This window comes from Mycobacterium sp. IDUB_5 (assembly GCF_055419565.1).
Genome location: NZ_JBVAXX010000006.1, coordinates 302,123 through 321,393, shown reverse-complemented (window position 1 = coordinate 321,393; position 19,271 = coordinate 302,123). Strand labels below are relative to the sequence as shown.

Genomic DNA, 19,271 nt, shown 5'->3' with positions numbered 1-19,271 from the left:
CGTCACCCTGCATCGGCCCGTGTGCCCGCCGCGCGCTTTCGCGCCCGAACACACTCGCACAAATCTGCCTCCAAAGGTAGGACACCAGACCAATAGCGGTTTATTGTCATGCTCGGCGCCTGCGCCGCCGCCGACGCGCACCTGTCCCCCCACACAGGAGGTCCCCCGTGCCCGAAGGTCACGAACTGCTCGACGACGACGAAAAGCACCTCGCCTCGCTGGGATACACCCAGGAACTGCACCGATCGTGGTCGGCGTTCTCCAACTTCGCGATCTCGTTCTCGATCATCTCGATCCTGGCGGGCTGCTTCACCTCGTTCGGCCTGGGCTGGAACAACGGCGGCCCGGCGGCCATCGCCTGGGGCTGGCCCATCATCGCGGTCTTCATCCTGATCATCGGGCTGTGCATGTCCGAGCTGGTCTCGGCGTTTCCCACCTCGGGTGGGATCTACTGGTGGGCAGCCAAACTCGGCGGCCCCAAGGCCGGCTATTACACCGGTTGGCTCAACCTCGTCGGGCTCATCGCCATCCTGGCTTCCGTCGCCTACGGCAGCGCGACCTTCCTGGACCTGACGTTGGGCACCTTCAGCGAGAGCTGGCTCGCCGGCTACAGCCTCACCCGGACCTTCGTGATCTTCATCGTGATCCTCGTCGTCGTCGCGCTGATCAACATCTTCTCGTCGCATCTGCTGGCCGTCATCAACAACATCTCGGTGTGGTGGCACGTCATCGGCGCCCTCGCCGTCGTCGCCATCCTGTGGCTGATCCCCGAGCAGCACGCCAGCTTCTCCACCGTGTTCACCACCACCGTCAACAACACAGGCTGGTTCGGCGGCTCGACCTCCGGCTTCGGCTTCCTTCTCTTCGTGCTGCCGATGTCGGCGATCCTGACGCAATACACGATCACCGGGTACGACGCGTCCGCGCACCTGTCCGAGGAGACCAAGAGCGCGGCCGACGGAGCGGCCAAGGGCATCTGGCGATCGATCTTCTACTCCGCGATCGGCGGCTGGATCCTGCTGCTGACGTTCCTGTTCGCCGTCCAGGACGTCGACGGCGTGACCGCCGGCGGCGGCGCCGTGGCCACGATCTTCACCCAGGCCATGGACTCCAAGTGGGTGGCGATCGTGCTGCTGATCTCCACGGCCGGGCAGCTGTTCTGCACCACCGCCTGCCAGACCAGCGCGTCCCGCATGCTCTTCGCCTTCAGCCGCGACCGGGCCGTGCCGGGACACCAGTTGTGGTCCAAGGTCAACGGCAATCGGGTGCCCGCCAACGCGGTGATGCTGACGGCGGCCATCGCGGCGATCATCACTCTGCCTGCACTGGTCGAGGTCGACATCAACGGCGCCCCGGTTCCCGTCGCGTTCTTCGCCGTCGTCTCGATCGGCGTCGTCGGCCTGTACCTATGCTTCGCCGTGCCGATCTACTACCGCTGGAAGGCCGGCGATTCGTTCCCGCTGGGCAAGTGGAACCTGCGCGGACACCACCGGTGGATGGCTCCGGTGGCGATCCTCGAGATCGTCATCACCTCGATCATCGCGATGTTCCCCACCTCGATCAGCGGTGCGCCGTGGGACCCGAGTTTCGAGTGGAAGTTCGTCAACTACACCCCGCTGCTCGTCGGCACCGTGCTCATCCTGCTCTACATCTACTGGCACGCCTCGGTGAAAAAGTGGTTCACCGGGCCCATCAAGCAGGTCGACGAGTCCGGCGGAGAGCTGGAGAACGTCGGCTGACCCTGTGACGCGGATCTCGATCTTGATGCCGAATCGGCGTTTGGCGGGCTGACGGGCGGGTAAACCGTTCCATCGCCGCGCGGTGCTGCGCGGAGTCAACGTCTGATCGAGGAACGCCGACACTACAGTAGGGTCGAACACGTGTGTGGAGCCACCGGCGAGGTACGCCTCGACGGAACCAACCCAGATGTCCGCGCCGTCACCGCGATGGCCGAAGTCATGGTCCCCCGCGGCCCCGACGCCGCCGGCGTCTGGTCGCAAGGCCGTGTCGCTCTCGGCCACCGGCGGCTGAAGATCATCGATCTCACCGAAGCCGGTGCGCAGCCGATGGTCGACGCCGAGCTCGGACTGTCGATCGCCTGGAACGGCTGCATCTACAACTACGAGAGCCTTCGGGACGAACTGTCCGGCCACGGGTACCGGTTCTTCTCCCACAGCGACACCGAGGTGCTGATCAAGGCCTACCACCACTGGGGTGACCGGTTCGTCGACCGCCTCAAGGGCATGTTCGCGTTCGCGATCGTCGAACGCGACAGCGGGCGGGTGCTGCTGGGCCGCGACCGGCTGGGGATCAAACCCCTCTACCTGTCGGAGACGGACCGCCGGATCCGGTTCGCCTCCTCACTGCCTGCCCTTCTGGCCGGCGGTGACATCGACACCCGCATCGACCCGATCGCGCTGAACCACTACATGACGTTCCACTCGGTGGTGCCCTCGCCCCGCACCATCCTGCGCGGGGTGACCAAGCTCCCGCCGGCCTCGCTGATGGCCATCGAACCCGATGGCACCCGCACGGTCACGACGTACTGGGAGCCGGACTTCACCCGCCACGCCGATCGCGCCGACTGGTCCGAAAAGGACTGGGAGGACGCCGTACTCGAGTCCCTGCGGGTCGCGGTCAAACGTCGGCTGGTCGCCGACGTTCCCGTCGGGTGCCTGCTGTCCGGCGGCGTCGACTCCAGCCTGATCGTCGGATTGTTGGCCGAAGCCGGCCAGCACGGCCTCGCCACGTTCTCGATCGGCTTCGAGTCGGTCAACGGGGTGGCCGGCGACGAGTTCAAGTACAGCGACATCATCGCGAAGCGCTTCGGCACCGACCACCACCAGATCCGCATCGACACCGCGCGCATGCTGCCCGCCCTCGACGGCGCGATCGGAGCGATGAGCGAACCGATGGTCAGCCACGACTGCGTGGCGTTCTACCTGCTGAGCCAAGAGGTGGCCAAGCACGTCAAAGTCGTGCAGTCCGGGCAGGGCGCCGACGAGGTGTTCGCCGGCTATCACTGGTATCCCCCGATGGGAGAGCCCTCGGCCGCGTCCCTGGAGGGCTCCGTCGCCAGCTACCGCGGCGCGTTCTTCGACCGGGACCGCACCGGTTACAGCGATCTGGTGTCGGCCGCCTACCTCGCCGAGGACGACCCGAGCGAACTGTTCGTCACGGAGCACTTCGCCCGCGGCGGCGCCGAGACCGGGGTGGATCGGGCGCTGCGCCTGGACACCACCGTGATGCTGGTCGACGATCCGGTCAAGCGCGTGGACAACATGACGATGGCCTGGGGGCTGGAGGGTCGCGTCCCGTTCCTCGACCACGACCTCGTCGAGCTCGCCGCGACCTGCCCGCCGCAGCTCAAGACCGCCCACGAGGGCAAGGGCGTGCTCAAACAGGCTGCGCGGCAAGTCGTTCCGTCTGAAGTGATCGACCGCCCCAAGGGCTACTTCCCGGTGCCCGCACTGACCCACCTCGAAGGCCCCTACCTGAATCTGGTGCGTGATGCGCTTTATGCGCCGGCGGCCAAGGAGCGCGGCCTGTTCCGGCCCGAGGCGGTCGAGCGCCTGCTGGCCGACCCCAACGGCAAACTCACGCCGCTGCGCGGCAACGAGCTGTGGCAGATCGCGCTGCTCGAACTGTGGCTGCAGAAGCACGGCATCAGCGGGCCGGCGGCGTGACCAGCGTGGACAGGACCGATCCGGCGTCAGAGCGGTCCGAGGCCATCACCCTTGCGCTGCACGAGGCGTCTCCACCCGACATGGTCGACGCGATGGCCGACGATGTGGTGCTCGAATTGGGCTGGGGCCGACTGATCTTCGGACAGACGTTCAGCGATCCGGCCCGGTTGGCCGACGTGCTGCGCGCGGAGGCGCAGGGGCGCCGCGACATCTGTATCTACGCTCGCGAGCCGCATGTGCTGGTGTCCAAGGCCCCGGCTGAGCTGTTCATCGATCCCAGCCACACCTACCGGTTGCGCTTCACCGAGGCCGACGACGACGTCCGGCCACCGAGTGGGTTCACGGTGCGTTCACTGGAGCAGCGGGAGGACGCCGACGCGATGAACCGCGTCTACGTCCGGTGCGGCATGGTGCCCGCACCGACCGACGTGCTGTGGGACAACCACCGCAACCAGCCCTCGGTCGACTATCTGGTCGCGGTCGCCGATGACGACGGCAGTGTGATCGGCACGGTCACCGGCGTCGACCACACCACCTTGTTCGCCGATCCGGAGAACGGAACCAGTCTGTGGACGCTGGCCGTCGACCCGGGGGCGACACTGCCCGGCGTCGGCGCAGCCCTGACCCGTGCGTTGGCAACGCTGTACCGCGACCGCGGGCGGTCCTACATGGACCTGTCGGTCACCCACGACAACAACGCCGCGATCGGGCTGTACGAGAAGCTCGGCTTCAGCCGCGTCCCGGTGATGGCGGTCAAGCGCAAGAACGCCATCAACGAGCCGCTTTTCACCCATCCGCCCGAAACGGTCGACGACCTCAACCCGTACGCGCGCATCATCGCCGACGAGGCGATGCGGCGTGGCATCTGGGTCGAGGTGCTCGACGCCGAGGCCGGTGAGATGCGCCTGTCCCACGGCGGACGCAGCGTGGTCACCCGAGAGTCGTTGTCGGAGTACACATCTGCCGTGGCGATGAGCCGGTGCGACGACAAGCGGCTGACCCGCCGCATCGTCTCCGAGGCCGGGATCGCCGTACCGAAGGGGCGGCTCGCGACGTTCGACGACGCCGACCACGAATTTCTGGCCGAGGTCGGCGACGTGGTGGTGAAGCCGACGCGAGGCGAGCAGGGCAAGGGCATCACCGTCGGAGTCGACAGTGACGACGAACTGGATTCCGCACTGGCTCGGGCTCGCGAACAGCACCCCGAAGTGCTGATCGAACAGCGCGCCGAGGGCGACGACCTGCGCCTGGTGGTCATCGACAAGAAGGTCGTCGCCGCGGCCCTGCGACTGCCTGCCGAGGTGACGGGCACCGGCCGTCACACCATCGGTGAGCTGATCGAGGCGCAGAGCAGACGGCGCGCCGCGGCCACCGGCGGTGAGTCCCGTATCCCCATGGACGTCGTCACCGAGAACACCGTTCGCGAGGCCGGCTACTCGTTCGACGACGTGCTCCCCGAAGGTGAGAGGCTGCGTGTGCGGCGCACCGCGAACCTGCACCAGGGCGGCACCATTCACGATGTCACCTCGACCGTCCACCCGGAGTTGTGCCGGGTCGCCGTGGCCTCGGCCGAGGCGATCGGTATCCCTGTGACGGGCATCGATCTGCTGGTGCCCGACGTCACCCGGCCGGATTATGTGTTCATCGAGGCCAACGAGCGACCCGGGCTCGCCAATCACGAACCCCAGCCCACCGCAGCCGCATTCGTCGACTTCCTGTTCCCCGGTCAGCCAGGCATCCCGCAGGCGTGGACCCCTGACGAAGCACCGAGCAGCGCCGACACCGAGGCCTGATTCACCGCGGCCTGAGTCGCCACGGCCTGATTCACCGCGGCCTGATTCACCAGGTGCTGGTGCGCATCACGATTTCGGCGGCGAGCTGCGCCGTCGAATCGGCGGCCTGCCGCCGGCCCAGCAGATCGACGATCCGGTACTCGCCGTAGACAAAGCGCTGGCTCGCCTTGGCCACCGCCCGCGCTGCGGGGGTGCTCACCAGCGCGGTGGTGTTCAGTTCGACCGGCGGGCAACCCTCGTCGCGCACCGCCCCAGCCAGGTCAGGCACCCGAGGGTGACCGCGATCGATGACGACCAGGCCGATGAAGCGATCCAGCCTCGTCGCCGCCAGCTCCCAGGCCAGCTCACCCCCGAGCCTGTCCCCCACCAGCAACGCCCACCGCACGTCGAGCCTGTCCAGGATGTCGATCACCGACTTCGCGGTGATTCGAGGATCCGGACCGATGACCACGGTTCGCAACGATGCAGTGTGCAACCGCTGGCACACGGCTTCGTAGGCGGCGGGCGCCTTCTGGGCGGCGCCGAGCAACACCACGACCGAACCGTTCTCGGGACCGGCGACCTCGACGGGCACCCCTACGCCGTCGACGGTGATCATGGGAGCGGGCATTGCGCCACGCTACCGTCCACAGCTGAGTCAGCGGGCGGATTTGCCTGCGGTTGACGCATGCGTCATGCCGACGCGACGCGCTGGGCCTGCCGGGAAATCGTGTCGAGAAACGTCTGCGGCAATGTGCCCTGCACGGGAATCGAGGGGTCCCGAGTCGGGAAGGCGATGCCGAAAACCGCTGCCGCGCCGATATTCTCGAACGAGAAATAGACCGTGCTGTCGGCGCCGGAGAGATGCATCGTCTGCTCGTAGACAAGGGCGTCGGCGCGGTCGGTCTGCAGGCGCGTGGTCGTCATCGGTATACCGGGATCGCTAGGAGCGAAAAAAGTCTCGAACGTCGCGCAGCGCTCGGCAGTCGCGGCCAACCGGCCGAGATCGAGCGGCCACGTCAGCACGGTGATCACCATGCGCGCGCCGTCGTAGGCCGCCACGTACTCCGCACCGCTACCGGGTCCGCGCTCGGCGGTGGCGGCGATGTCCCGGGTCAGACCGTCGGTGCAGCCCTCGGGTTTCGACAGCATCGGCGGCGGGCCACCCGCCCCGTCCGCGGCGCCGGGCGCCTTGTCGACCCGCTCGTAGTGCACGCCGGGCGGGAAGTCGGCCGCGGTGAGCAGCGCCCTGTCCAGCCGCGCACCCGGCCAGGTCGCCGTCCCGGTCACCGTCGGCGCGCAGGCGCCGACCGTGAGCGCGACAACGGTCGCGAGGACGGCGCGCCAATGCATGGCATCAGGCTACCGACGGCTCAGAGCTGCGTGAGGATCTCCGCGCCGGATTCAGTGACCACCAGCGTGTGCTCGAACTGTGCGGTCCACTTCTTGTCGGTGGTCGCGACGGTCCAATCGTCGTCCCAGATCTCGTAGTCGAGGCTGCCCAGGTTGATCATCGGCTCGATGGTGAACGTCATGCCCGGTTCGATCACGGTCTGCACCGATGGCTGGTCGTAGTGCAACACCACCAGGCCGTTGTGGAAGGTGGTGCCGATGCCGTGGCCGGTGAAATCGCGAACGACATTGTAGCCGAACCGATTCGCGTAGGCCTCGATGACCCGTCCGACCACCGAGAGGGCGCGGCCGGGTTTGACGGCCTTGATCGCGCGCATGGTCGCCTCGTGAGTGCGTTCGACCAGCAGGCGGTGCTCCTCGGAGACGTTGCCGGCCAGGAACGTCGCATTGGTGTCGCCGTGCACCCCGTCGATGTAGGCGGTGACGTCGATGTTGACGATGTCGCCGTCGGAGATCACGGTCGAATCCGGGATGCCGTGGCAGATGATCTCGTTCAGCGACGTGCAGCACGACTTGGGATAGCCCTTGTAGCCCAGCGTCGAGGGATAGGCGCCGTGGTCGATCATGTACTCGTGGGCGATCCGGTCCAGCGCATCGGTGGTCACCCCCGGTGCGACGGCCTCACCCGCGGCAGCCAGCGCGCCGGCGGCGATCCGGCCGGCCACCCGCATCTTCTCGATCACCTCGGGCGTCTGCACCCACGGTTCGCTGCCCTCCTGCGCGGTCGGCTTCCACACGTACTCGGGTCGGGGAATCGACGCGGGCACCGGCAGTGTCGGCGACACGGTGCCGGGTCGCAGGGCGGTCCGAACAGACATGGTCTCGATGCTAGTCGCCGCGCCGGCCTTGGTGGTCAGCCGATCAGTGGCCACGCCGCGGTAGGCCGACCCGCCAGGACTTCTGGGGGCCTCGGATGTCGACCGAACCGCATACCACCTTGCCGGTCAGCACCACATGCGGATTTCCTTCTGCGGGAGCTTCTTTGCGGTGGTCGGTGGCGCTGCCGACGTTGACTTCGACGTCGTCGATGGACGCGCTGGCGCCGTCGGGAAGCCTCAGATCCAAGCCGCCGAACTTCATGTCGAGCTCGATGATGACGATGGGGCCGGCGAACCGAGCTCTTGTGAGGTCGAGCTCCACCGAGCCCATCCGTCGGTAGAGCGCCAGTCGGGTCGGCACCACCCACTCACCCTGGCGCCTCAGCGAACCGAAGACCCCACGCAGTTCCACGCGGTCGGCGGCCGAGGCCACGATCGCCCCTGGGCCGGGCAGGTCACCGACGAGGGCGTCGAGGTCGGATGGCAGCCGCGCCCGCGACACCATCGCCGAGCGCTCCTCGAACTCCGCGATGTCGATCAGGCCGAGCGCGACGGCGTTGTGCAGGCGGCGCAGGGTGCCGTTGCGGTCGGCGTCGGAGATCCGCAGCTCGATATCGGTCATGGCCGTTCCACCGTACCGCCGGGCGCTGCGCTCAGGCCTGGTAGTCGGGCGGCAGTGAATCGAGCATGCCCTTGAGCATGCGCACCGCGTACTCCGAACTCCCGCCGCCGACGATCAGGGCTGAAAAAGCCATGTCACCTCGATAGCCGGTGAACCAGGAGTGCGAGCCGCCGGCGAACTCGGCCTCGCCGGTCTTGCCGCGTACGTCGCCCGCTCCCTGCAGGTCCTTCGCGGTGCCGTTGGTGACGACCAGGCGCATCATCGGCCGCAGGTTGTCGACCACGCTGGCCGGGATGGGCTGCCGGTCGCCGCTGACCTCGGTTTCTCGGCCGGCGATCAGCCGCGGCACCGGGGTCTGACCGGCCGCGACGGTGGCGGCAGCCAGCGCCATGCCGAACGGGCTGACGAGCACCTTGCCCTGACCGAAGCCGTCCTCGGTGCGCTCGGTGAGATTGACCGTCGGCGGCACCGAGCCGCTCACGGTCGACAGCCCCGCGATCTTGTAGTCAGGCCCGATGCCGTACTGCGAGGCGGCCTGGGTGAGCCCGCGCGGAGGCATGCGGCTGGCCAGTTCGGCGAAGGTGGTGTTGCAGGAACTGGCGAATGCCCGCGACATCGGCACCGTGCCCAGGTCGAAGCCGCCGTAGTTGGGCACCGTGCGATGCCCGATGTCGAGGTGGCCGGGGCACCCGAGCAGCGTGTTGGGGGTGGCCATGTCCCGCTCGATCGCCGCACCCGCGGTGACGATCTTGAACGTCGACCCCGGCGGGTAGAGCCCCATCGTGGCCAGCGGGCCCTCCTGGTCGGCGGAGGTGTTCTGGGCCACCGCCAGGATCTCGCCGGTCGACGGCTTGATCACCACGATCATGGCCTGCTTGCCGGTGACGTCGACGGCGTTCTGCGCCGCGTTCTGCACGGCCCGGTCCAGGCTGATGTTGATCGACGGGGCGGGGGTTCCCGGCACCTCGTTGAGCACGTCGACGTCCACGCCGTTCTGGTTGACCGTGACCACGCGCCAGCCCGGTGATCCGTCGAGTTCGTCGGAGACGGTCTTCTTCACCTCGTCGATCAGGGCCGGCGCGAAATGCTCGTCGGTGGGCACCATCTCGGGCTGCGGGGTGATGACGACCCCGGGCAGCGCCCCGATCGCGCCGGCGACGGCGTCGCGGTCGGCCTGGCGCAGGGTGACCAGGTTGAGCGGTCCGGCCGACGAGCTGGCCTGCTCGGCGAGACGCTGCGGATCCAGGGTGTTGTCGAAGCGACGCAACGCGTCGGCGACCGCCCGCGCGGTCGGCATCAACTGCTCGCCCGCGGCCTTCGCGTCGAGGGCGAAGCCGTACCGGAAGCCCGGAACCAGCACGGTGGTGCCACTGCGCTCGTTGACCGATGCCCGCGGCGGCGGATCGGCACGCAGCGCCAGCGTCTGGTTCTCGCCGAGGCGGGGATGCAGGCCGGTCGCGGTCCAGCGCACCTGCCAGCGCCCCTCCTCGCGGATCATGTTGAGCTGGCCGTCGTAGGTCCAGCTCCGGTCTTTGGGCAGATGCCAGGTGTAGCGGTAGGTGATGCTGCCGGTGTCCTCGGCGTACTTGGCGCTCAGTATCTGGGCGTCCAGCGCCTTGGCCTGCAGGCCGGCCCACGCCTCGTTGAGTGCGTCGCGGGCGGCGTCGGGTCGGTCGGACAGTGCGGCTGCGGCGCTGGTGTCACCGGTGGCCAGTGCGGTGAAGAACGCCTCGGCGGTGGGCTCGGGCCCATCGGGCCGCGGCGTGCACGCACCCAACGTCAGGGCGAGAACCACGATGCTGACGACGGCCAACAGTCGCGCGGTCGCTGATGCGGAAGAGACTCTTGTGACCATTGGGACTGATGTTAAGAAGTAACGATCCGATATCGCTGCAGGCGCACCGCGTCACAACCGCCCAAACCGACGTTTGGGCGCAGAAGTACGAGAGAGATCCACCATTTCGTCGATCTCGGCGCGGGAAATTACGCCCCGGCGGCCGGGGCCCGGACCACGAGCGGCGCGGCCGGAAAATAGGCGGCCATCTCCGAGCGCGACGTCCGCAGCGCAGCGGTGCCGTAACCCTGCTTTCGATGGTCAGGGTGAATCCAGATCCGAACGTCGACCTCGCCGCCGCACAACTCACCGAACACCATGCCCACCTTGGCGGTGCCGACCTCGGCCACCAGCCACGCCGCCTCCTCGGCCGCGACCCGGGTCACGGCGTCGCGGATTTCGTCGGCCAGCTCGCGCGGAGGCGCGTCAGTGCCGTCGCCGGCGGCGCGGACGTCGTCGGTGCGCGCGGCGAAGATGTCGTGGTCGACGTCCGCGCGGAAAGGCCTCAGCCGCAGGCGACGCGCTGACCCCGGTGCCTGCTCGACCGGGGCATTCATCGACTGCTGACTGGTCAGGCTGTTCAACTCCGCGGCGATCCGCCGCCGCGACACCCGGGTCAGCCGGTCGAACGACAACCGCAGAACTGCCTCGGCCGCCTCGGCGGTGGTGTCGAGCAGATCGGCGAGCGCTTCGATCGCGGCGTCGTAGTCCTCGGAGGCCACCACCGCGTCCAGCACGTCATGGCGGCACTCCAGCGCACGCATCATCGCGTCGGCGACGATCGTGCGCTGCGTCGCATCCTGGTCGGCCATCAGTCCAGCAGCACCGTGGCGAAGGAGGCGACCTCGGTGAACCCGATCCGCGCATAGGTTGCGCGTGCAACGGTGTTGAAGCTGTTGACGTACAGGCTGGCGATGCGTCCACTCGCGACGACGGCCGCGGCGACGGTCGCGGTTCCGCCGGTACCCATCCCCCGGCCCCGCAGGTCCGGATGTACCCACACGCCCTGGATCTGGCCGACGGCCGGTGATTGCGATCCCACCTCGGCTTTGTACACCACCTGTCCGCGGTCGAAGCGCGCCCACGCCCGGCCGGCGGCGATCAGCCCGGCGACCCGGCGCCGGTAGCCGCGGCCTCCGTCACCCGTGCGCGGATCGATGCCCACCTCGCCGATGAACATGTCGACCGCCGCGACCAGATAGGCGTCCAGCTCGTCCATGCGCACCTGCCGCACCGCGGGATCCGTCGCACAGGACGGAGCGCCACCCAGGGCCATCAACGGCTGGTGGGCGCGCACGTCGCGAGCGGGGCCCCAGACCGGCTCGAGGCGCTGCCACATCGGCAGCACGAGTTCCGCGCGCCCGACCAGCGACGAACACCGGCGCGACGTGCTCATCGCCTTGTCCGCGAACGCATTCAGGTCACTGGCCGCACCCCGCAGCGGGATCAGGTTGGCCCCGGCGTAGCAGAGGGATTCGCTGGCCCGCCGACGCGTCCACAGCTCTCCGCCGATGGCCGCCGGCTCGATGCCGTGTTCGGCAACCCGGGACGCCACCATGCAGGAGGCCACCGGATCGTCGTCGAGAACCTGCCGGACGGCGGTCATGTCACGGATGTCGCGCACCACCGACACCCTTCGCTCGTCAACGAGGCGAAAAAGCGGAGGAGCCGACATCTGGACTCTTTCTGCGACGACCCTTGTGCAGCCCTAATGAGGCCGTGCGCTCAGCTTACGGTCACAATCGGCGAACCGCTGGCATCCCCGGAACCTTGCGCCGTGTCCATGTCGGCCGCCAACCTCATGGCCTCCTCGATGAGCGTCTCGACGATCTGCGCCTCGGGCACCGTCTTGATCACCTCGCCCTTGACGAAGATCTGACCCTTGCCGTTGCCGGACGCCACACCCAGGTCGGCCTCGCGCGCTTCGCCCGGTCCGTTGACCACGCATCCCATCACCGCGACCCGCAGCGGCACGTCCATGCCCTCCAGGCCCGCGGTGACCTCGTTGGCGAGCGTGTAGACGTCCACCTGCGCGCGTCCGCACGACGGGCACGACACGATCTCCAGACCGCGGGGCCGCAGATTCAGCGACTCCAGGATCTGTGTGCCGACCTTGACCTCTTCGGCCGGCGGCGCGGACAGCGACACCCGGATGGTGTCGCCGATGCCGCGCGACAGCAGGGCGCCGAATGCGACGGCGGACTTGATGGTGCCCTGGAAGGCGGGACCTGCCTCGGTGACGCCGAGGTGCAGCGGATAGTCACACTTCGCCGCCAGCTGCTCGTACGCCTCGACCATGATGACCGGATCGTTGTGCTTGACGCTGATCTTGATGTCGCCGAAGCCGTGCTCCTCGAACAACGACGCTTCCCACAGCGCGGATTCGACCAGCGCCTCCGGAGTGGCCTTGCCGTACTTCTCGAGCATCCGCTTGTCCAGCGAGCCGGCGTTGACGCCGATCCGGATCGGGATGCCCGCGGCGCCGGCCGCCTTGGCGACCTCCTTGACCCGGCCGTCGAACTCCTTGATGTTGCCGGGGTTCACCCGGACGGCGGCGCATCCGGCATCGATCGCGGCGAAGATGTACTTGGGCTGGAAGTGAATGTCGGCGATCACCGGGATGTTGGCTTTCTTGGCGATGATCGGCAGCGCGTCGGCGTCCTCCTGGCGTGGGCAGGCGACGCGGACGATGTCACATCCGGATGCGGTCAGCTCGGCGATCTGCTGCAGCGTGGCGTTTATGTCGTGTGTCTTGGTGGTGCACATCGATTGCACCGAGATCGGCGAATCGCTGCCCACGCCGACGTCGCCGACCTTGAGCTGACGGGTCTTGCGGCGCGGGGCCAGGACGGGCGCCGGCGCGGCCGGCATTCCTAAACCGATGGAAGTCATCAGAGCTTTCCTTGTAGAACCGAGTGGCGGGAACCGAGTGGCCCTATTGGAACAACCTGATCGGGTTGACCAGGTCGGCCGTCACGGTCAGCAGCATGTAGCCGACCACCAACACCAGCACCACGTAGGTGGCCGGCATCAGCTTGAGATAGTTGACCGGCGCGGCGGCCACTTTGCCGCGCGCCGTGCGTGCCATGTTGCGCAGCTTCTCGTACAGCGCGATCGCGATGTGGCCGCCGTCAAACGGCAGCAGCGGGACGAGGTTGACCGCGCCGAGCACGAAGTTCAGCTGGGCGAGGAAGAACCAGAACGCCACCCACAGCCCGGCCTCGACGGTGTCACCGCCGATGATGCTGGCGCCCACCACACTGATCGGGGTCTCCGGGTCGCGTTCCCCGCCACCGATGGACTGCACCAGCGCCCCGACCTTGGTGGGGATCTTCGCCAGCGACTTGCCGATCTCGACGGCCAGATCGCCGGTGAAGGCGAAGGTCGCCGGGACCGCGGACAGCGGGTTGTACTGGGTGGGCCCGAAACTGGCCGCGGCCACGCCGATGGTGCCGACCTGCGTCGGCGTCGGTTCAGCACCGTCGGTGGCGCCGTCCTTGGCGACGAACCGCTGGCTCGGCGTGACGTTGACCGTGGTGACGAACTCGCGGGTCTGCCCGTTCTCCTCGCGCTGCACGGTGAGTTCGGTGGGGCCGTTGAGTTTGCGCACGGCGGTGGACATCTCGTCGAAGTTGGCTACCGGGGTGCCCCCGACCGCGACGATGACGTCGCCGGCCTGGATGCCTGCCGCCGCGGCGGGGCTGGCCGCCACGCACTCCCCTAGATTGCCTTGCGTCACTTCGTCTTTGACGCACGAGGTCTGCCCGACCATCGCGTTGGTGGGCTGGTGCAGATTGGGCAGACCCCAGATGATGGCGATCGCGTAGATCAGCACGAGGCCGATGACGAAGTTCATCCCCGGGCCTGCGGCGAGCACCGCGACGCGCTTCCACGTCTTCTGCCGGTACATCGCATACGGGCGATCTTCGGGATCGAGTTCCTCGACAGACGTCATGCCCGCGATGTCGCAGAAGCCGCCCAGCGGGACCGCCTTGACGCCGTATTCGGTGGAGCCCAGCCGGTTGGGCCGGCGGGTCGACCACAGCGTCGGCCCGAAGCCGACGAAGTAGCGACGCACCTTCATGCCCGTCGCGCGGGCCACCCACATGTGGCCGCACTCGTGCAGAGCCACCGACAGCAGGATGGCCAGTGCGAACAGCACGATGCCGATCGTGAACATCATCGTCTGAACATCCCTGTCTGCGCCTACTCCTAGCCAGTACCTGCGAGTTCGTGCTCGACGGCCCGGCGGGCACGGTCTCGGGCCCAGTCCTGGGCGTCGAGCACATCGTCCACGGTAGCTGGTTCGGCGGCCCACTGGTCGGCAGCGCGCAGCACGGCCTCGATGGTGCGCACGATCGCGGGGAATCCGATCCTGCCGTCGAGGAACGCCGCGGCTGCCTCTTCGTTGGCCGCGTTGTAGACCGCGGTCAGGCAGCCACCCCGTTTGCCTGCCTCCCGAGCCAGGCGCACGGCAGGGAACACGTCGTCGTCGAGTGGCTCGAACTCCCAGGTCGAGGCGGTGGTGAAGTCGCACGCGGCTGCGGCCCCGGCGATGCGGGACGGCCATCCCAGCGCGAGGGCGATAGGCAGCTTCATGTCCGGCGGGCTCGCCTGAGCCAGCGTCGAGCCATCGGTGAACGTGACCATCGAATGCACGATCGACTGCGGGTGGACCACCACCTGTATTCGGTCGTAGTCGATGCCGAAGAGCAGATGTGTCTCGATGAGTTCGAGCCCTTTGTTGACCAGCGAGGCAGAGTTCAGCGTGTTCATCGGACCCATGGACCAGGTGGGATGCGCCCCCGCCTGCTCGGGGGTGACTGCCTCGAGCTGCTCGGCCGACCAGCCGCGGAACGGCCCACCCGAGGCGGTGAGCACCAACGCCGCCACTTCATCGGGGGTGCCCCCGCGCAGGCACTGCGCCAGCGCCGAATGCTCGGAGTCCACCGGCACGATCTGATCCGGCGCGGCGGCCTTGACCACCAACGGACCCCCCGCCACGAGAGACTCCTTGTTGGCCAACGCCAACCGTGCACCCGATTCCAGCGCCGCCAGCGTCGGCTGCAGCCCGAGCGCGCCGACGAGCGCGTTGAGCACGACGTCGGCCTCGGTGTCGCGCACGAGACGGGTGACCGCATCCGGTCCGCTGTAGGTGACGTCACCGAGTTTCTCGGCGGCCGCCGGATCGGCGACGGCGACTGCGGTGACGCCGGTGCGCGCCCGCTGCTCGGCGAGCAGATCGACATTGCCGCCACCTGCGGCCAGCCCGACGACCTCGAATTCATCCGGGTTGGCGGCGATCACGTCGAGGGCCTGGGTGCCGATCGATCCAGTGCTGCCGAGGATCAGAACGCGTCGCGTCACCGCTTCATTGTGCCGTGCCAGGAGAAGGATCGGAAAAAGCCGCCGACACATCGACGCTCGCCTCGATCGCGCAGATCAGGCCGTCGCGCACGGTGAGGTGGATCATCGCGAACGCGCGGCGCCGCCGCGACGCGATGAGCACCGGAGGACTGGTCGCGGCGGCGACGAGGGTCGTGCCCGGACCGAGGTAGCGCAGCAGGTTGACCGAGACCTGTGCAGGACCGTGATTGATCTGCGGCGGCGGCGCGTCGGGTCCGATGATCCTGCCGACTCCCCACACCGAGGGGTCGAGGAGCGCGGACAGCGCGTCGAGGTCGCCGTGCGCGCAGGCATCGATGAACGCCTCGGTCAGCCTGTGGTGCTCGCACGAGTCGACCGCGGCGAGCCGGGCCGGGGCATCCGCGAACTTCAGCCGGGCCCGGCGGGCGAGTTGGCGGCAGGTGCCGGCGGGCCGGCCGACCGTCGCCGCGATCTGGTCGAAGGGCAGGCCGAAGACGTCATGCAGAACGAACACCACCCGCTCGCCGGGCGTCAGCCGTCGCAGCACTTCCCACAGTGCTCCGCTGACCTGGTCGTCGAGGGTGATCCTGTCGGCGGGGTCGGGCTCGCGGGAGAGCTGTTCTGCGACCCCGTCAGCGACCACCTGCTCGCGCCGCGCCCGCGCCGACCGCAGCATGTCGAGGCAGAGTCGGCCCGCGACGACGGTCAGCCAGCCCCGGGTGTCCTCGACGTCGCTCGCACGTGACAACCGCACGAAGGACTCCTGGACGACGTCCTCGGCGTCCCCGAGATCACCCAGCATCTGATAGCAGACGTTGACGAGGTAGGCGCGATGCGCGCGCCACTGGGTCGTGAAGTCGGCGGTCATACCTCTAGGACGGGACGCCTGCGCGGAAAGTTACCGGAGTCCCCGATCGCAGGGCGTCACATTCTCGGGCGTCACATTCTCGGGCACAGCCCCGTCGTGATGGCATGCCAACAACCATTCTCGTCACCGGCGCCACCGGCAACGTCGGGCGTCCCCTCGTCGATCAGCTGTCCACCCGAGGCGTTCGGGTTCGTGCGGTGACCCGCACCCCGGCCCCGCCGTTCCCTCCCGGCGTCGAGGTCGTGTCCGACGCCTACGCCGGCCTCGCCGGAGCCGACGCCGTGTTCCTGAACTCCCGCGCGCTGGGCGCCGGACTGGAGCGGGTCGTGGCTGCTGCGCAGGCCGCCGGCGTGCGTCGCCTGGTCGCTCTATCGGCGATCAACGTCGACGACGACGTCACGCATCAACCGTCGAGATTCCGCGGTGACCGCAACCGCGAGACTGAACAGCTGGCCGTCGACTCCGGACTGGAGTGGGTGAGCCTGCGGCCGAGCGTCTTCGTCACCAACTTCTTCGCGATGTGGGCACCTCAGCTCGCCTCCGGGGCCGTCGCCGGCCCGTTCGCCGACGCGTCGATGGCGCCGATCGTCGAGGTCGACATCGCCGCCGTCGCCGTGCGCGCGCTGCTCGATGACGATCTGGTGGGCCGCAGAATTCCCCTGACCGGTCCGCAGGCGCTCACCAACGCCGAGATGGTGTCGATCATCGCCGCCGTCACCGGCTGCCGACTGCGCTACCACGAAATCGCGGCACCCGCGGTACGACAACGGTTCGTCGACCAGGGATTCGCCGCCGAATTCGCCGACGCCTACCTCGCGATGCTCGCCGACGCGGTCAGTACGACCGCGACCGTCACCGACGAGGTCGAGCGCATCACCGGCCGCGCCGCGACGACGTTCGCCGCAGCAGTACGCGCCGCAGGGTTGGGGGCGCGGTGAGTGCCGACCCGCGGCCGCCCCGCTGGCTCAAACCCATGAACCGGATTCTCACTGCAGCAGTAAGGGCTGGACTTCGCCCGGGACCCGCGATGATCCTCACCGTGCCCGGTCGCCGGACGGGTCGGCCCCGCAGCACACCGATGACGCCGTTCCGCCACGAGGGCCACCTCTACGTCGTCGCCGGCTACCCCGGCAGTGACTGGGCGGCCAACGCGCGAGCAGCAGGCACCGGCACCCTCCGGCACGGCCGCCGCTCACAGCAGGTGCGCATCGTGGAACTCGACGTCGAGCAGTCGCGGCCCATCCTGCGCGCCTTTGCGGTGAAAGTCCCTGTCGGAGTGGCATTCTCACGACGCGCCGGCCTGGTGGTCGAGGGCTCGCCCCAGGAATTCGCCGCGCTCGCCGGCCGGCTCGCGGTCTTCCGCTTCGACCCAGCGGGTCGGTGAATCTGGGAACCGACTGTGTGACGCAAGTGTGACAGGAGGCGTCTCGGCCCATCCGAAATGCGAACAGCGATGAATAACCCCCGACAGCCAAGGACGGGCACCGACGCCCGCCCCACCGAAGGGATGAAGTGATGATCACCGTTCACCGCAAGACCGTCACCGCCGCGAGCCTGGCCGCCGTGGCCATCTTCGGAGCAGCAGCCTGCTCCAGCGAGCAAGCCGCCAGCACTGCCTCGTCGGCGACCAGCGCCGCCTCTTCTGCGGTCGAGTCGGCGACCGGCAGCTCGAGCTCCCCGACCAGCGCCGCCGCGGATCCGGCCGCCAACCTCATCGGGTCCGGCTGCGCCGCCTACGCCGAGCAAGTCCCGTCGGGCCCGGGCTCGGTGGCCGGCATGTCGGCCGACCCGGTCACCGTCGCCGCGTCGAACAACCCGATGCTCAAGACGCTGACCCAGGCCCTGTCGGGTCAGCTCAATCCGAACGTCAACCTCGTCGACACCCTCAACGGTGGTGAGTTCACCGTGTTCGCACCGACCGACGACGCGTTCGCCAAGATCGACCCCGCGACCCTCGAGACGCTCAAGACCGACTCGAACCTGCTGACGAGCATCCTGACCTACCACGTGGTGCCCGGCCAGGCCGGCCCAGACGCCGTCGCCGGCGAGCACAAGACCGTGCAGGGCGCGAATCTGACCGTCACCGGAGCCGGAAACGACCTGAAGGTCAACGACGCCGGACTGGTCTGCGGCGGGGTCAAGACCGCCAACGCCACGGTGTACATGATCGACACCGTCCTGATGCCCCCGGCTGCCTGACGCAGCTGAAAACCCTTCGACAACAGGAGAACACCGTCATGACAACAGCACGACACATAGCAACCCTCGGCTTCACCGCCGCCGCCGCTGCCGGCCTGATCCTCGGCACCGCCCCGTCGGCGGCCGCCCAGCCGGCCGGTCCGGGCTGCGCCGCCTATGCCGCCCAGGTGCCTGCCGGACCCGGATCGGTCCAGGGCATGTCGATGAGCCCGGTCGCCGAGGCGGCCGCCAACAACCCCATGCTCACGACGCTGACCGCGGCCGTCTCGGGCAAGCTCAACCCTGCGGTGAACCTCGTCGACACCCTCAACGGTGGTGAGTTCACCGTGTTCGCCCCGACCGACGAGGCATTCGCCAAGGTGGACCCGGCGACGATCGAGAAGCTCAAGACCGATGCACCGCTGCTGACCAGCATCCTCACCTATCACGTGGTGCCGGGCCAGGCCGATCCCGCGCAGGTCGTGGGCACCCACAAGACGGTGCAGGGCGCCGACCTGACCGTCACGGGTACGCCTGACCATCTGATGGTCAACAACGCCTCGGTGGTGTGCGGCGGCGTGAAGACCGCCAACGCGACCGTGTACCTGATCGACACGGTTCTGATGCCGCCGGCTGCCTGACCGTTTCGCGGCCCGGGCCCCTCGCCACTACGGCGGGGGGCCTGTGTCGTCTGTAGCAGGGGCCGGCGCCCT

18 protein-coding genes are annotated in these 19,271 nt (G+C 68.4%); 7 read left to right on the top strand and 11 right to left on the bottom strand.

What is annotated here, in order from left to right:
- Positions 1-167 precede the first annotated feature (167 nt).
- From ACZY1G_RS21515 to ngg, 3 genes are all read left to right on the top strand, one after another.
- On the top strand, positions 168-1,739 hold the full coding sequence (locus ACZY1G_RS21515) for an amino acid permease (RefSeq protein WP_463823558.1): 1,572 nt from the start codon (positions 168-170) through the stop codon (positions 1,737-1,739).
- A 141-nt stretch (positions 1,740-1,880) separates the two neighbouring features.
- Positions 1,881-3,686: an N-acetylglutaminylglutamine amidotransferase gene (locus ACZY1G_RS21510; RefSeq protein ID WP_463816852.1), complete on the top strand. Its 1,806-nt coding sequence runs from the start codon at positions 1,881-1,883 to the stop codon at positions 3,684-3,686.
- 80 nt (positions 3,687-3,766) lie between these two features.
- Complete coding sequence (gene ngg / locus ACZY1G_RS21505) at positions 3,767-5,479, top strand: N-acetylglutaminylglutamine synthetase (protein ID WP_463823657.1); 1,713 nt, start codon at positions 3,767-3,769, stop codon at positions 5,477-5,479.
- Positions 5,480-5,525: 46 nt separating this feature from the next.
- Here the strand turns inward: ngg and ACZY1G_RS21500 are convergent, their stop codons facing one another.
- The 11 genes from ACZY1G_RS21500 to sigI form a co-directional block, all read right to left on the bottom strand.
- Positions 5,526-6,089, bottom strand: a complete 564-nt coding sequence (locus ACZY1G_RS21500) for an alpha/beta fold hydrolase (RefSeq protein WP_463823557.1) — start codon at positions 6,087-6,089, stop codon at positions 5,526-5,528.
- A gap of 62 nt (positions 6,090-6,151) precedes the next feature.
- The gene (locus ACZY1G_RS21495) at positions 6,152-6,811 is read right to left on the bottom strand and encodes a hypothetical protein (RefSeq protein WP_463816854.1); all 660 of its coding nucleotides are present in this window, start codon (positions 6,809-6,811) and stop codon (positions 6,152-6,154) included.
- 20 nt (positions 6,812-6,831) lie between these two features.
- Positions 6,832-7,689, bottom strand: coding sequence for a type I methionyl aminopeptidase (map, locus tag ACZY1G_RS21490; protein WP_463816855.1), 858 nt, complete (start codon positions 7,687-7,689; stop codon positions 6,832-6,834).
- 43 nt (positions 7,690-7,732) lie between these two features.
- The gene (locus tag ACZY1G_RS21485; RefSeq protein ID WP_221362673.1) at positions 7,733-8,311 is read right to left on the bottom strand and encodes a DUF1707 SHOCT-like domain-containing protein; all 579 of its coding nucleotides are present in this window, start codon (positions 8,309-8,311) and stop codon (positions 7,733-7,735) included.
- 31 nt (positions 8,312-8,342) lie between these two features.
- Positions 8,343-10,166: a penicillin-binding transpeptidase domain-containing protein gene (locus ACZY1G_RS21480; RefSeq protein ID WP_463823556.1), complete on the bottom strand. Its 1,824-nt coding sequence runs from the start codon at positions 10,164-10,166 to the stop codon at positions 8,343-8,345.
- A gap of 128 nt (positions 10,167-10,294) precedes the next feature.
- Positions 10,295-10,957, bottom strand: coding sequence for a GNAT family N-acetyltransferase (locus tag ACZY1G_RS21475; protein ID WP_463816857.1), 663 nt, complete (start codon positions 10,955-10,957; stop codon positions 10,295-10,297).
- Positions 10,957-11,820, bottom strand: a complete 864-nt coding sequence (locus tag ACZY1G_RS21470; RefSeq protein WP_463816858.1) for a GNAT family N-acetyltransferase — start codon at positions 11,818-11,820, stop codon at positions 10,957-10,959. Before ACZY1G_RS21470 ends, ACZY1G_RS21475 begins: the two co-directional genes overlap by 1 nt.
- 50 nt (positions 11,821-11,870) lie before the next feature.
- On the bottom strand, positions 11,871-13,037 hold the full coding sequence (gene ispG / locus ACZY1G_RS21465) for a flavodoxin-dependent (E)-4-hydroxy-3-methylbut-2-enyl-diphosphate synthase (RefSeq protein WP_463816859.1): 1,167 nt from the start codon (positions 13,035-13,037) through the stop codon (positions 11,871-11,873).
- Between the two features lie 43 nt (positions 13,038-13,080).
- A complete protein-coding gene (locus ACZY1G_RS21460) occupies positions 13,081-14,328 on the bottom strand; it encodes a M50 family metallopeptidase (protein ID WP_463816860.1) in 1,248 nt (415 codons plus the stop codon).
- Positions 14,329-14,357: 29 nt separating this feature from the next.
- Positions 14,358-15,512 carry a 1-deoxy-D-xylulose-5-phosphate reductoisomerase gene (gene dxr / locus ACZY1G_RS21455; protein WP_463816861.1) on the bottom strand — a complete coding sequence of 385 codons (1,155 nt, stop codon included), beginning with the start codon at positions 15,510-15,512 and terminating at the stop codon, positions 14,358-14,360.
- 4 nt (positions 15,513-15,516) lie between these two features.
- Positions 15,517-16,380 (bottom strand): RNA polymerase sigma factor SigI, encoded by an 864-nt coding sequence (sigI, locus tag ACZY1G_RS21450; protein WP_463823555.1) that lies wholly within the window; start codon positions 16,378-16,380, stop codon positions 15,517-15,519.
- Positions 16,381-16,484: 104 nt separating this feature from the next.
- On the opposite strand from sigI, the gene ACZY1G_RS21445 reads away from it, so the two are divergent.
- The 4 genes from ACZY1G_RS21445 to ACZY1G_RS21430 all read left to right on the top strand — a co-directional run bounded on the left by ACZY1G_RS21445 (position 16,485) and on the right by ACZY1G_RS21430 (position 19,199).
- Positions 16,485-17,318 carry an NAD(P)H-binding protein gene (locus tag ACZY1G_RS21445; protein WP_463816863.1) on the top strand — a complete coding sequence of 278 codons (834 nt, stop codon included), beginning with the start codon at positions 16,485-16,487 and terminating at the stop codon, positions 17,316-17,318.
- 35 nt (positions 17,319-17,353) lie between these two features.
- Positions 17,354-17,764 carry a nitroreductase family deazaflavin-dependent oxidoreductase gene (locus ACZY1G_RS21440; protein ID WP_463817188.1) on the top strand — a complete coding sequence of 137 codons (411 nt, stop codon included), beginning with the start codon at positions 17,354-17,356 and terminating at the stop codon, positions 17,762-17,764.
- A gap of 131 nt (positions 17,765-17,895) precedes the next feature.
- Positions 17,896-18,579: a fasciclin domain-containing protein gene (locus ACZY1G_RS21435; RefSeq protein ID WP_463816864.1), complete on the top strand. Its 684-nt coding sequence runs from the start codon at positions 17,896-17,898 to the stop codon at positions 18,577-18,579.
- Positions 18,580-18,617: 38 nt separating this feature from the next.
- A complete protein-coding gene (locus ACZY1G_RS21430) occupies positions 18,618-19,199 on the top strand; it encodes a fasciclin domain-containing protein (protein WP_463816865.1) in 582 nt (193 codons plus the stop codon).
- Positions 19,200-19,271 lie beyond the last annotated feature (72 nt).